The 13,245-nt window shown below is 69.5% G+C and carries 13 protein-coding genes and 2 pseudogenes; 11 read left to right on the forward strand and 4 right to left on the reverse strand.

Annotated elements, in window-relative coordinates:
• Positions 1–60 precede the first annotated feature (60 nt).
• A pseudogene (locus tag ABZX67_RS02335) lies at positions 61–249 on the reverse strand (D-alanine glycine permease); the annotation flags it as partial.
• Between the two features lie 166 nt (positions 250–415).
• Here ABZX67_RS02335 and ABZX67_RS02340 point away from each other — a divergent pair.
• The 3 genes from ABZX67_RS02340 to ABZX67_RS02350 all read left to right on the forward strand — a co-directional run bounded on the left by ABZX67_RS02340 (position 416) and on the right by ABZX67_RS02350 (position 2,934).
• Entirely contained in the window at positions 416–925 is a 510-nt protein-coding gene (locus ABZX67_RS02340) for a hypothetical protein (protein ID WP_355353138.1), read from the forward strand.
• 73 nt (positions 926–998) lie between these two features.
• Positions 999–2,432, forward strand: a complete 1,434-nt coding sequence (locus tag ABZX67_RS02345; RefSeq protein WP_355353141.1) for an SPFH domain-containing protein — start codon at positions 999–1,001, stop codon at positions 2,430–2,432.
• Between the two features lie 181 nt (positions 2,433–2,613).
• Positions 2,614–2,934: a hypothetical protein gene (locus ABZX67_RS02350; RefSeq protein WP_355353144.1), complete on the forward strand. Its 321-nt coding sequence runs from the start codon at positions 2,614–2,616 to the stop codon at positions 2,932–2,934.
• A gap of 156 nt (positions 2,935–3,090) precedes the next feature.
• Here the strand turns inward: ABZX67_RS02350 and ABZX67_RS02355 are convergent, their stop codons facing one another.
• The gene (locus ABZX67_RS02355; RefSeq protein WP_355353147.1) at positions 3,091–4,155 is read right to left on the reverse strand and encodes a helix-turn-helix domain-containing protein; all 1,065 of its coding nucleotides are present in this window, start codon (positions 4,153–4,155) and stop codon (positions 3,091–3,093) included.
• A 234-nt stretch (positions 4,156–4,389) separates the two neighbouring features.
• Between ABZX67_RS02355 and ABZX67_RS02360 the strand changes: the two genes are divergently transcribed.
• The 6 genes from ABZX67_RS02360 (at position 4,390) to ABZX67_RS02385 (ending at position 9,468) form a co-directional block, all read left to right on the forward strand.
• Positions 4,390–5,505 carry an STAS domain-containing protein gene (locus ABZX67_RS02360; RefSeq protein ID WP_355353150.1) on the forward strand — a complete coding sequence of 372 codons (1,116 nt, stop codon included), beginning with the start codon at positions 4,390–4,392 and terminating at the stop codon, positions 5,503–5,505.
• A 20-nt stretch (positions 5,506–5,525) separates the two neighbouring features.
• Positions 5,526–6,017, forward strand: a complete 492-nt coding sequence (locus tag ABZX67_RS02365) for a hypothetical protein (protein ID WP_355353153.1) — start codon at positions 5,526–5,528, stop codon at positions 6,015–6,017.
• Between the two features lie 148 nt (positions 6,018–6,165).
• Positions 6,166–6,420 carry a hypothetical protein gene (locus ABZX67_RS02370; protein ID WP_355353156.1) on the forward strand — a complete coding sequence of 85 codons (255 nt, stop codon included), beginning with the start codon at positions 6,166–6,168 and terminating at the stop codon, positions 6,418–6,420.
• Between the two features lie 5 nt (positions 6,421–6,425).
• Positions 6,426–6,623, forward strand: coding sequence for a hypothetical protein (locus ABZX67_RS02375; protein ID WP_355353159.1), 198 nt, complete (start codon positions 6,426–6,428; stop codon positions 6,621–6,623).
• Between the two features lie 14 nt (positions 6,624–6,637).
• Positions 6,638–8,881, forward strand: a complete 2,244-nt coding sequence (locus ABZX67_RS02380; RefSeq protein ID WP_355353162.1) for a DUF6571 family protein — start codon at positions 6,638–6,640, stop codon at positions 8,879–8,881.
• On the forward strand, positions 8,881–9,468 hold the full coding sequence (locus ABZX67_RS02385; protein ID WP_355353164.1) for a hypothetical protein: 588 nt from the start codon (positions 8,881–8,883) through the stop codon (positions 9,466–9,468). Before ABZX67_RS02380 ends, ABZX67_RS02385 begins: the two co-directional genes overlap by 1 nt.
• A gap of 239 nt (positions 9,469–9,707) precedes the next feature.
• Here ABZX67_RS02385 and ABZX67_RS02390 read toward each other — a convergent pair whose 3' ends face one another.
• A complete protein-coding gene (locus ABZX67_RS02390; RefSeq protein WP_355353167.1) occupies positions 9,708–11,267 on the reverse strand; it encodes an ABC transporter permease in 1,560 nt (519 codons plus the stop codon).
• On the reverse strand, positions 11,264–12,163 hold the full coding sequence (locus tag ABZX67_RS02395) for an ABC transporter ATP-binding protein (protein WP_355353169.1): 900 nt from the start codon (positions 12,161–12,163) through the stop codon (positions 11,264–11,266). Before ABZX67_RS02395 ends, ABZX67_RS02390 begins: the two co-directional genes overlap by 4 nt.
• Before the next feature lie 92 nt (positions 12,164–12,255).
• On the opposite strand from ABZX67_RS02395, the gene ABZX67_RS02400 reads away from it, so the two are divergent.
• Entirely contained in the window at positions 12,256–12,732 is a 477-nt protein-coding gene (locus ABZX67_RS02400; protein ID WP_355353172.1) for a MarR family transcriptional regulator, read from the forward strand.
• A gap of 149 nt (positions 12,733–12,881) precedes the next feature.
• A pseudogene (locus tag ABZX67_RS02405) lies at positions 12,882–13,203 on the forward strand (transposase); the annotation flags it as partial.
• Between the last annotated feature and the right edge of the window lie 42 nt (positions 13,204–13,245).

The following is a 13,245-nucleotide window of genomic DNA, read 5'->3' on the forward strand; positions in this document are numbered from 1 at the left end:
CGTCCACACCAAGGCGCGAGGTGTGTCCGGGCCCGCTCAGGAGCCGGGCCGCGGGGGCGGTCAGACGGTGGTCTTCACCGACTCCCGGTCCTCGTCGGACCCGTCGTCCTCGGTGATCTCACCGGCGTCGCGGGCGCGGACGAACTCCAGGAAGGAGGCGAGCTCGCGCTTGACGACCAGGGTGAGGAGGTGCAGGCCAATGATGTTGATGACCGCGAGCATGAAGAGCACCGCGTCGGCCATGTCGATCTGACGGTGAGGGCTGAGCCCGACCTCACCGCAACAAGCGCCCACGGCGCACGAGGTCGGCATCAAGGAGGCGTAAAGACTGCCGGTGGATGGCAGTGAACGCGGGCGGGTGCAGGTGGGATCATTCGGTTACCTCGGGGAGCTCCCGCGGTAGGGAGGTGGGCGCATGGGCTTGTTTCTCGGTCTCGGCATAGCGGGGATCGTGCTGCTCGCTGCCTCGCTCGTCCTGGACGGAGTGCTGGAAGGTTTCTTCGACGGGGCCTTGGACGGGCTCTTCGATGGCTGGCTGTCGCTGCCGGTCATCGCCGGGTTCGTCTCGATGCTCGGCTTCACGGGCGCGATCGTTCTCGGCAGCACCGGTCTGGGGGCGGGCCCGGCCACGGCGGCCGGAGCGCTCACCGGCATCGGCGCCGGATGGCTGACCTGGAAGCTGAGCCGCGCCCTCATGAACGATCGGAGCGCGGCCGCCCCGCGTGGCGACGACCTCATCGGCACCGCTGGATCCGTGGTCACGGCCATCCCGGCGGACGGCTACGGCGAGGTGCTGCTCAGGGTGGCCGGCCAGCCGGTGAAGTTCGCCGCCAAGTCGGACGATCCCGTTCAGCGGGGCGCCGAGGTCTGGGTCGAGGAAGCGCTGTCGCCCAGTTCGGTTCGCGTACGTCTCGTCGAGCGCTGACCGGCCCGTCCCCTCCCTCCCTCTAGACACCCCACTCAATCTGCCCTCCTCGGGAAGGCAGGAGGGATACGCCATGAGTCCAGTCGTCATCGCAGTGGTGGGAGTCGTCGTACTCCTCGTACTGCTCGCCCTCGTCGTGATCACGCGATACAAGGTCGCCGGTCCGAGCGAGGCGTTCATCATCACGGGCCGCCGGGGGAAGAAGTCCACCGACCCGGAGACGGGGCGCGTCTTCACCGACAACAGCGGCCAGAAGGTCGTGGTCGGCGGCGGCGTCTTCGTCGTGCCCTTCGTCCAGCAGAAGTTCACCCTGGACCTGTCGTCCCGGCACATCCCCGTCGCCGTGCGCGGCGCCGTCACCCTGCGCGGGGTGAAGGCCAACCTCGAAGGTGTCGCCATCGTCAAGGTCGGTGGCGGTGAGGACTCGATCCGAGCGGCCGCCCAGCGGTTCCTCATGCAGCAGGACGGCATCGTCGGATTCACCCAGGAAGTGCTGTCGGGTGCGCTGCGCTCCATCGTGGGCCGGATGTCGGTGGAGGACATCATCCGCGACCGGGCCGCGTTCGCAGGGCAGGTCGCCGAGGAGGCCGAGGCCAGCCTGTCGGGGCAGGGCCTGGTCCTGGACGCCTTCCAGATCCAGGACATCACCACCGAGGGCTCCTACCTCGAAGACCTCGGCCGGCCCGAGGCCGCGCGGGCCAAGCAGGAGGCCGACATCGCCGAGGCGGTCGCCCGCCGGGCCTCCGAGCAGGCCCGGCTGAAGGCCGAGGAGGAGATCGCGATCGCCCAGCGGACGTTCGCGCTCAAGCAGGCCGAGATCAAGGCCGAGACGGACGAGGCCGCGGCGAAGGCAGCGGCCGCCGGGCCGCTCGCCGAGGCGGACCGGCAGCAGGAGATCCTCAGCCAGCAGGAGAAGGTCGCCGAGCGGCAGGCCGCGCTCACCGACCGCGAGCTCGACACCAAGGTCCGCAAGCCCGCCGACGCCGCCCGCTACCAGGCCGAGCAGGAGGCCGAGGCCCGTCGTATCGCCCAGGTCAAGGAGGCCGAGGCGGAAGCGCAGCGCGCCCGGCTGACCGGTGAGGGTGAGAAGGCGCACCGGGCGGCGCTCGCCGACGCCGTACGGATCGAGGGCGAGGCCGAGGCCGCCGCGATCGCCGCCAAGGGGGCGGCCGAGGCCGAGGCCATGCGGAAGAAGGCCGACGCCTTCGCCCAGTACGGGGACGCGGCCGTGCTCCAGATGCTGGTCGAGGTGCTCCCGCAGGTCGTCGGCAAGGCGGCCGAACCGCTGAGCGCCATCGACAAGATGACCGTCATCTCCACCGACGGAGCGGGAAAGCTGCCCCGCGCGGTCGCCGACAACGTCGCCCAGGGCCTGGAACTGCTCGGCTCCACCACAGGTGTTGACCTCGCCCAGCTCCTCAAGGGCATCACCAACCGAGGCGGCGGTACGACGCCGACCCCCGAGCAAGCCGCATCACCCAACGGAAAGATCGAGATCACCGACTAGGAACCGCAAGAGCGGTCGTGGTGACGAGCCGCTGCTGGTCGTTGGCTGGTGCATGGGTGGGGATGCCGAAGTGGTCCGAGGGGCCGCCAAGGTGTTCCCCACTCGACACCGGCTTCCTCGAGAGGGAAGTCGCTGGCGGACGACTCGGTGGCCTACAGGCCCGCCGCACAGGGAAGGAGCCATGGTGCTCTACCTCGCCATACCTCTTGTTCTGCTGGCACTGCTCATCGCCGCCTCCGGTGTCGCAGCAGTGACCCGCGGCTGGGTGCTCCCCACGAACCGGAAAGCGGTCCACCGCCCTCGCCTGTACGGCTGGGGCCAGCTGACAGTCGCGTTCGCCCTTTGCTGTCAGGCGCTCTTCGGGCTGCTGATCAGCGCACCCGGCACCCGGCAGTGGGGAACCCTGACGGGCAGCGCGCTTCTGCTGGCCGGCCTTATCGTGATGATGGTGAGCCAGCGCAAGGGTGGTCACCGGCGGGGCAGCGGCCCGCTCTCGGATTGATCGGGTGAACAAGCCCGCAGCCGTACAGCGAGAGGGTGCTGCTGTCGCGCTTCTTCATCTCTCCTCGTCGATGCTCTGGCTCGGAGCAACGCACCTCGCGGGCCGGCAGCGGGAATGAGTCGATCAGCCCGCAGGAAGCCCGCTACCCGCTTGCCCTCAGAGCTCCTGGTTCGGCCAGTCCAGCAGGCGGGCGCCGATGACAGCGGTCTGGAGCGTGTAGCGGTGGACGGGGTCCGCGGGATCCGAACCGGTCAGCTTGTGGATGCGCTCCAGCCGGTACGTCATCGCCCGGACGCTCAGGGAGAGGCGCCGGGCGGCCTCGGCGGCCACGCAGCCGGTGTCGAAGTACGCGGTGAGGGTGTCGAGGAGCGGCTGCGGGCCGCCGCGGGCCTGCTGCAGCGGGCCGAGGACCGTGCGTACGAGGTCGGCCATGGCCTGGCGGTCGCGGGTGAGGACGGGGTACACGAGGAGGTCGGCGGCGTGCAGCACCGGGTCCTCCAACTGCATGCGCTCGGCCAGATCAAGGGCATTGAGCGCCTCTTCGTAGGAGTGGACGACTCCGCCGACGCCGGGGTGGGGGCGCCCGATGGCGACGCGGCCGCCGTCGGTCGCTGCGTACGCCTGCTTGGCGAAGAAGGCCAGTACGTCGGCCTGGTCGCCGGGCGCGACGCAGATGAGGCGGCCGTTCTTCGTGGTCAGCAGGATCCGGCGGTTCCCGAAGCGGGCTCCGAGGAACGCCTCGATACCGCGTGTGACCGCGTAGCCGTCGTCGTACGGCTCCGGGCCCTGAGCCACGGCGACCGCGTGGGCGTGGGACAGCAACAGCCCGAACCGCTCGGCTCGTTCGGCGAGGCGGCCGAGGTCGCTGCTGCGGCCGTGAAGCAGGTCGTCGATGAACTCGCGACGCGCCGCCTCCTCTTGGCGGATCGCGAGCCGCTGCGCCCGCTCGTGTCCTTCGGCGAAGGCGTCCACGGCCTGCTCCACCGCTGCGAGCAGGTGGTCGGCGGCCGTGCCGCGCAGCCGCGCGCGTACGTCCTGGGCGGCGGAGAGGTGGGCGCGCACCAAGAGGCGCAGGCCGATGCCCGCCTCGGCGGCCCGCTCTCCTTGCGTGCGGAGCGCTTCCAGCTCGTCGCGGTTCAGGCGTCTGCCGGTGGCGCAGGAGTCGGCAAGGATCTGGGCGTACCCGTCCATATATCCCTCGGCTGTGCCGCGCTCCGCCATGGCCCCTCCCCGTCTTGACGCACTGATGACGCCTCTCTGACGCCGTGGACGACAAGGGTCGCATGTGGGTACCGAGGTTCGGCTACCGGCATCAAAAGCCCGTCAAGACTGCCGGTCGGCGGCAATGCGAACAAGCGTGCCGCGCCTCCATCATCGAGCCTGTCGGCCAGGCGCCCGAGAAGGATGCCGGAGACCGGAAATCAACACATCCATGCCACGGGAGAGGGGAGAGTCATGGACGAGTTCCTGTGTGTCATCGCCATGCTCCCCAGCGCGATGTTCACCGCGTCCCTCGTGGTCGTCACCGGCTTCTGGTTGCTGGTCCCGCTGGGCATGGCCGACCGCGATACCTTCGGCACGGATGTGAATACCGACGAGTTCGGCCTCGGTGGAGCCCCCGTCTCGGTGACGGCGTCCCTGCTGATCGCTTCGTCGTGGTTCCTCTCCGTGACCGCTTCGATCCTTCTCGCCCGTACAGGATGGCCCGAGGCTCTGGTGCACATGCTGGGCGCCACCCTGCTGTTGGCCTCACTCTTTGGATCGTGGCGTGTGACCCGGGGGCTGGTACGCCCGCTGGCTGAGGTGTTTCCCAGCAAGGCCGTGGAGGCCGCCGAGCGGGCCGCGGTCCACCGCGCGTCGGAGGAGCTGACGGCGGCAGAGGCCCGCCACGAGGCCGCCGACAGGGACGCCCGCGCCACGATGCGGTCGGCGGAGGGCCCGCAGGGCGAGGCCATGGCGCCCAAGCTCTGGGCGGCGGAGGTGAGGCCTCCTTGGCCGGGCGGTCTCCACGCACAGCCTGCCGACCGACCGGGTCACCGCCATCACGCGCGCTACGCATCCACGCCAGTGGCTGAAGCGCCCGCGCGGCCGACATGCGGCCCGCCCGGAAGGCGATCCCTGCCGATGACCCATAGGCTGCGGACAGGTGTGCCGGGAAGCCTGGTCGGCAAGACGGTCACCCCTGCCCTGGAGCCGCCCGATGCCGCACTCGCCACCTCCGCGAAGGTCGCGTCGATGACCAGGCTTCTCCGCGGAACACCCTCCGCGCCGGACGCCGTCGTCGTCACGCTGCGCGGCCAGATCGACGCACGGAACGTCGGACGCGCGATCCGCACCCTGCTGGACGCACTCCACGCCTCTCCGACGACACTGCGGATCGATCTCTCGGGCGTCGAGCACCTGAGTGCCGACGGGGCGGGCGCGTTCCTCGCCGGCCTGAGAGCGGCCCGCTCGCGCGGCACGCACCTGAAAGTGACCAACGCATCCCCGCAAGTGGCCAAGATGCTCGCTCGCGTCGGACTGCGCGGCATCCTGAGCGCCGGCGAAGGGCGCGACAGCCCGGACGCATGACCCCACGGGAGGATCTGGCCATGAGCACCGAAAACGATCACGAGCCGGTCTTCGTCCGCTCCAAGTGGGGAACCAATCGCTACGTCTACAACCCGCGCAACCCGGTCGGCGTCGCGCTCATCGTGCTCTCGCTGCTCTTCGCCGCCGGCGCGATGTACTCCCTGAGGGCCTCCTCCCAATGGAGCGAGGACGAGCTGCGCGACGCCGTCCACCGGGCGGCCGGGACACTGGACGGATCCCCGCAGCGGAAGTACGACTGGACCGGGCACAGCGACTACAGCTCACTCATCGACGACGCGATCAGGAAGACCGGTGTGGGGCCGCGTTTCGGGGCCCGGGTGTCCGAGGTGGGCGATAAAACGCACCTGTACGAGATCGGCTCGGACGACACCGAAGGCATCCACTGCATGACGATTACGGAGATACCGGGACCCAAGACCGACGCCGTCTCCCGGGAGGTACATCTCGACGTGTCCGTGGAAGACCACGGATGCGAAGAGCCCGAGATCTGAGGGGACTTGGCGGAACCCACAGTGATCAGCGCCAATCCCTCGGCGACTCACCCACACCAAAGATCGAGCGTGGTCATTCCCTGCTCGTCTGTGTAGCGTGGCGAGCGCAAAGCTGTCATGTACGAGCAATGCAACGGGGGAGTCGTAGATGTCTTTCGACGACGAGTGGGCCCAGGCGAAGGCGGCGGCTGTCATGCGCCTGAACGGGGCGCCGGGCGGGTCGGCCAAGCCGGGATCCGCAGATTATGTGGTTCACGATGACGAACTGGGTGCCATCGGCCATGCGGCCCACGGGCTCTTCAACGGCCTGGAGTCGGGCGGGAAGCACGCGCGGGCGGCCAGCGAGACGGCGGGATCCAGCCTGAAGGGTGACGGGTTCGTCACGGGTGCGGCGCTGAGCTGAGCGAGGTGAACACCACCTGGGAGACCCAGGTGAAGAGCCTGCTGCAGGCGTGCGCGCACATCTCCAACCACCTGGATTACACCAGGGCGTCCCGCAAGGCGGACGATGAGTGGATCGGCGCCCAGATGCGCATCGTCGGGCCGGTGGTGCCGGGTGATGACGGTGCCGTGCCCGCCTCGCAGATCAGCAAGTACTTCCGGTAAGGAGCAGCACCGACATGCCCACGTTCGAGCAGCTCCTCAACGCGAAGCTCACGCCTCTCGGCACCGCGGTCACCCAGTGGACCGAGATGATCACCAAGCTGACGCAGCTCCAGACCGACGCCAAGGCCATGAAGTCGAAGGCCGACAAGTCCACCTGGAAGGGCGAGAACGCCACCGTCACCAAGGAGTTCGTCACCAAGACGGCCAAGGAGTTCGACGACGCCGTCACCGAGGCCGAGTCCGTACGCGACCTCCTCAAGGACGCCCACACCCTGTTCAAGACCGCACAGGACGACCTCAAGGCGGTGTACGAGAACCCGCCGCCGGGTATCACGATCCACCCCGACGGGGTGATCAGTCACCGCGTCCACCCCGATCGCCGGGCGAAGGACAGCACCGAGCCTGTGGCCACTGAGGCGCAGTTCGACGCCCTGCGCCAGAAGCTGGAGGGCATCCTCAAGCGGGCCGCCGAAGCGGACGAGATGTGCGCCTGGGGACTGCGTGCCCTGATCAAGAACCACCCCAACGACTTCGGCAGCACCGACCTCGGCGGCGTCGCCGACGCCAAGCGGATGCGCGCGGAGGAGCAGCAGCAGGCCGCGAACGGCCGTGAGGCCGCCAAGCTCTATGCCCGCTGGGACCACCTCGACGACGAGGAGCGCGAGCGGCTGCTGCGGCTCGCCGAGGGCGGCAAGGACTCGCCCGCCTTCGCCGAGCAGCTGATGACGAACCTCAGCTACCGCGGCCGCGACCAGCAGGAGGCGGTGCTCCTGCTCGCGGGCAGCCTGGAGGCCGGCGGCCGCGACGGCCAAGTCTCCAGTGCCGACGCCCGCCTCTACAAGGCCCTCTCCGGCTCCCTCGCCACCGCCACCGGACCCGACTCCTCGATCGGCTCTCCTGGCGGCGTCACCTCGGCCTGGACCGACAAGCTCATCACCACGGCCCGCGACGGCAACGGCCTTCCCAACCGCCACCCCGGGTACATCGGGGGCGGCGCCGCAAGCCTGAAGAATCTCACGGACCTGATGGCCGCGGACGTCGGAGACAAGGCGTACGACGCGAACGACAAGAAGTCGTCCGCGTACGACAAGGACAAGGACGACCCGCGCTACAGCGAAGCCTTCCTGACCGAGGTCGGCGACACCATCCGCGAGTGGGAGACGAACAACGAGGACGCCTACGACGGCGTCATGAAGAACTGGCAGGGCACGCAGGAGGACCCGATGAAGGGTCTGATGAACGCCATGGGCCGCAACCCCTCCGCGGCCACCCACTACTTCGACCCGAACACCACGGACAACCTCACGTACTTCCTGGAGGACCGCGACTGGCCGGGTGGTGCCGTCGAGGACAAGATGCCCGACGAGCTGAAGCAGACCTCGGCCCGCACGGAGTTCGGCGCCGCGCTGGAGGCCGCGGCCACCGGCCGCGAACCGGGCAGCCCGCTGCACCCCGTCCCCGCCCACCACGACGGCGCGCAGACCGCGATCTTCGAGCGGATCGTCAAGGAGTACAGCGGCGACGAGGCACAGAAGAACCAGAGCGCCGTGCCCTTGTCCATGCGGACGAGCATGGGCAACATGATCGGGGACTACGCCTCGGACGTGCACCAGATCCTCGGCAAGAACATGGACGGGCGCACCGACTTCAACAACCTCAACATCGACCGGGGCGACCTCACCCGCGTCATTCGCGGCGTCGCAGAGGACCCCAGGGCGTTCGGTGTCATCCACCATTCACAGAGCGTGGTCATCGCCGACGGGCTGAACCGGTTTCCGGACGACTCGTTCCGCAAGGAGGACCCTGAGCTTCGTGCCTGGGTCAAGCAGTCGGCGTCGGTACTGGGCCACCTCGACGGCGTGCGCGGCGACGTCATCTACGACCTCGGCCAGGCGCAGAAGGACGCCAACGGCTGGAACAAGATGATGAACTACCACATCATTGGCGCCCCCTTGACGGCCATCCCCATCGCCGGCGACGCGATCCAGCGCTCGGTGGACGTCGGTACGGCCACGTACATGAACGAACTCAACGCCAAGGTTGACGCGGAGACCCGCAACAACATGGTCAACCACTACGAAAACGGCGAGAACCAGATGTACGCCATGATGCGCAGGATGGCGATGGAGAAGGGTCTCAAGGAAAGCGAGCTGGACCTGAGCCCGGGGGAGTACGAGGACGGCCTCCAGCCGACTGCCGAGCAGTGGTACCAGAACGGCATCAAGGACGCCGACATGAAAATGGGCGAGCGGTACTGATGAACAAGAAGTACCTGCTGCTGGCCGTGGCGGTCGTCGTCGCGGCGGCCGTCATCACCGCGGTCAACCTCTGGCCGACGGAGCGCAAGGAGCTCCGCGCGCGCAACCTGTGCCTGGGCATGCTCAGCGAGGCGACGGCCGGTCTGCTCCACGATGGCAAGGGCGGCCGTGTCGTCGTCGACGAGGATACTGGTGGCGCATCGGGGGCCGAAGCCAACAAGCCTGCAGACCCGGTCTTCTCCACGATCTGCTTCGTCGGCCGTCAGAACGCCGGCGCTGCGACGACCCGGATCCAGTACACCCTGGACGTACGGCCCGCGGACGCGCGCAACGCCGCGACGAAGGACACCACCCCGATCGGGGGCGGGCGCTCGGGCTGGGTGGGCCCGCGGCAGAGCGAGGTGCAGCTCCCGGCCGCCTGCGGTAAGGAGATGGGAACGACCGCCCGGTACGTCACCCTGACCCTCAAAATCTCACCGGCCGTCCTCGTCGAGGAGGACTGGAACACCACCTCGCTGATCGCCTCCTCCCGCACGATCCTCCTTGAGAGCGTCGGCAACCTGGCCAAGCAGTACGACTGTGCCTAGAGGTGTCCTCCGGTCGATCACGTAGGCAGCAGCCGATAACAAGGGCAAGGCGCAGGCGGGCGCTTCAGACCGGCCGGCGCGGTGGTGTCCCATGCCGTGGGGCGCGCACGGACGCGGCCATGTGGCCTGCGCTCGCGGCTCCAGCGCATCGACCACGCGGTGTGGACACGGTTTGGCTCGATCGGGCAGAAGACTTCTGCCTGCCGGAGCCGCGCGCGGAACGGTGACACGGCCGTGGTTCAGGTCACCAGGTCCCGTCGCCGCAGGCCGGTCAGCCCCGCGGCCACCAACGTGCCCGTCAGCGCTCCGAGGATCAGCAGCGGCGGCCAGGACACGGCCGCGCCGGGAAGCTTCGGGAGGTGACCGAACGGCGAGACGTTCAGGACGGGTTGCGGCAGGTCCAGCGCCGGGCCGATCCAGCCCAGCGCCAGGCACAGCCCGGCGGCCGCCCACGCCGTCGGGGTTGCCTTCGGCAGGGCGCCGTACAGCAGCACCGCCACGCCCCCGAGGGCCCACACCGCCGGGAGCTGCGCGAGCGCGGCTCCCAGGACGGGCCCGGCGTCCCGACCGTAGGAGAGGGTCAGCCCGGTCGCCGCCGCGACCATGAGCAGCACCGCGCCGCCGAAGGCGACGAGCAGGTGGCCCGCCGCCCAGCGCAGGCGACTCACGGCGTTCGCGAGGATCGGCTCGGCGCGCCCGGAGGTCTCTTCGCCGTGCAGCCGCAGCACCGAGCCGACGACGTACAGCGTCGCCACCATCCCGAAGAGGTCGGTCATCGCGGCGAGGAAGGCGTTCTCCAGGCCGGACTGCCCGCCCATGCGCTCGAAGATCTGCCGGGCCTGCGCGTTGTCGCCGACGAGGTCGCTCGCGCCCTCGACCATGCCGCCGAAGACCAGCCCCGCGGCCAGGAAGCCCAGCGTCCAGCCGAGGAGGCCGCCCCGCTGGAGCCGCCACGCGAGGGCACCGGCGGTGGCGAGGCGTCCGGAAGCGGGGCCGGGCCGGGCGGGCAGGAAGCTCATGCCGACGTCGCGCCGCCCGGCGAGCCCGTACGCCACGGCCGTCTGGGCGGCGACCGCAGCCACCATGAGCACGAGCACCCACCAGCGTTCGGAGGCGAAGGCGCGGACATTCCCGGCCCAGCCGACGGGGGAGAGCCAGGTCAGAGCGGACGCGCCACCCGCATCGCCCGCCGCCCGCAGCAGGAAGGCCGCGCCCAGCACCGCCGCCGTCAGGCCCTTCGCGAGCCGCGCGCTCTCGGTGAGCTGGGCGACGATCGCCGCCATGGTGGCGAACACCATGCCGGTGCCACCGACCGCGAGACCGAGGGCGAGCGCTCCGGCCGCGCCCTCGCCGGCCAGCCCGGCGGTGATGACGAGTGCGACGGCGGTGTTGGCGGTCAGCGCGGTCAACAACGCGGCGGTCAGCGGCGCCCGGCGGCCCACCCGGCCCGCCGACAGCATCTCCTGACGCCCTGTCTCCTCTTCCTCCCGCGTGTGCCGTACGACGATGATCAGGCTCATCACGGCCGCCAGCACCGCCGCGAAGACCCCGAACCGCCACGCCACCAGCGCGCCCGTCGAGTCGCCGAACACCGGCCCGTACAAGGACCGGATCGAGCTGTTCGCGTTCATCGACGCGGCGACCCGCGCCCGTGCGGCGGGTGTGTCGTAGAGCGCCCCGATCGAGCCGGCCCCGCTGGCGACCATGCCACCGACGACCACCGCCCACAGGGGCAGCATCAGCCGGTCGCGGCGCAGCGCCAGCCGCGCAAGGGAGCCTGTGCCGGTCAGCGCGCTCATCGCCCGGCCTCCTCGGCGACGGCGTAGTGGCGGAGGAACAGCTCCTCCAGGGTGGGCGGGGTGCTGGTCAGCGACCGGACCCCGGAGTCGGTGAGGGATGTCAGCACCGCGTTCAGGTGGTCGGTGTCGACCTGGAGGCGAACGCGGTTGCCTTGTACGTCGAGGTCATGGACGCCCGGGAGGTGCGCGAGCCCGTTGGGAGGGCCGAAGAGCTCGGCGGTGACGCTCGTACGGGTTAGGTGGCGCAGCTCGGCGAGTGAGCCGGTCTCCACGGTCCGCCCCTTGCGGATGATGCTGACCCGGTCGCAGAGGCTCTCCACCTCGCTCAGGATGTGCGAGGAGAGCAGGATGGTCCGGCCGCGCTCGCGCTCCTCGGCGACGCACCTCTGGAAGACCGCCTCCATGAGCGGGTCGAGGCCGCTCGTCGGCTCGTCGAGGATCAGCGCGTCGACGTCCGAGGCGAAGGCCGCGACGAGGGCGACCTTCTGGCGGTTGCCTTTGGAGTACGTACGGCCCTTCTTGGTGGGGTCCAGTTCGAACCGCTCGATGAGTTCCTCGCGGCGGACGGGGTCGAGGCCGCCGCGGAGCCTGCCGTAGAGGTCGATGACCTCGCCGCCGGAGAGGTTGCGCCACAGCGTGACGTCGCCGGGGACGTACGCCACGCACCGGTGCAGCTCAACGGCGTCGTACCAGGGGTCGCGTCCCAGCAGCCGAGCGGCGCCGGAGTCGGCGCGCAGCAGGCCGAGCAGAACACGGATGGTGGTGGACTTCCCGGCGCCGTTGGGGCCGAGGAAGCCGTGGACCTCGCCGGTCGCGACGGTCAGGTCGAGGCCGTCCAGCGCGTGTGTCCGCCCGAATGACTTGTGCAGTCCGGACACGGAGATGGCGTTCGTCATGTTTCCGAACGTACGCGAGTTTCACAAATTTGTGAAGTTAAGGAAGCGTATAAAGTCGGGGGACGTACCGGACGACAGGAGACGATGAGCCCATGGGCAACGAGGAACAGGTGAGCCGCTTCGTGGAGCGCTTCGCGGCCGAGCTGACCGAGGCCGGAATGCAGCGCATGGCGTCCCGCGTCTTCGCCGCGCTCCTCGCCTCCGACAGCGGTGCACGGACCTCCGCCGAACTCTCCGAGCAGCTGCGGATCAGTCCGGCCGCCGTGTCCGGCGCCATCCGCTACCTCAATCAGGTCGGCATGGTCAGCCGAGAGCGGGAGCCCGGCTCGCGGCGGGATCGGTACGTGCTGCACAACGAGCTCTGGTACGAGACCTTTACCCGTCGCGATCAGATCCTCACCCGCTGGGAGACGATCTTGCGTGAGGGCGCCGAGAGCCTGGGCCGGGACTCGGCGGCGGGGGCGCGGGTGGCGGAGACGGCGGAGTTCTTCGAGTTCCTCCAGAAGGAAATGCACCAGATGCTGGACCGCTGGCGCGAACATCGCGCGACGCGTCCGCAGCCCGACTGACCGCGTCCCGGAGCACCGCGATGATGCGGCCGGGCGGCGAGCCTCTCCTCGTACGCCACCAAGGCGCGTGGTCCATCGGACCGCCGTTGTACGCGCCACCGGAGTGCCGTTGGCGTAGCGGGTCGGTAGACCACCTCGGGAGTCACCTGCGACAGGGACGGGGACGGCGGAGCCGCCCGGGCAAGCTCCATGGTGACAAGGGCTAGGACTACGACCACCTGCGACGATGGTTACGCGGCTGTGGCATCACGCCCTGGATCGCACGCAAGGGTACGGACTCCAGCCAACGACTGGGCCGGCACCGCTGGACCATCGAATGCACCATGGCCTGGCTCACCGGATGCCGGTGCCTGCACCGCAGCTACAAGCGCAAAGCCAGCCACTTCCTCGCCTTCGTCAGGCATCGCCTGCACCCTTATCTACTACCGCCGACTCATCAGATACGACGGCTTGTTGGGCGTCACTTGCTGACCGTTGCGGGGAGTGATGTCCTCGGGCTGACGTCTCGCGGGA

The sequence above is a fragment of the Streptomyces sp. NPDC003036 genome (genome assembly GCF_040611175.1).
In the GTDB taxonomy this organism is placed as follows: Bacteria; Actinomycetota; Actinomycetes; order Streptomycetales; family Streptomycetaceae; genus Streptomyces.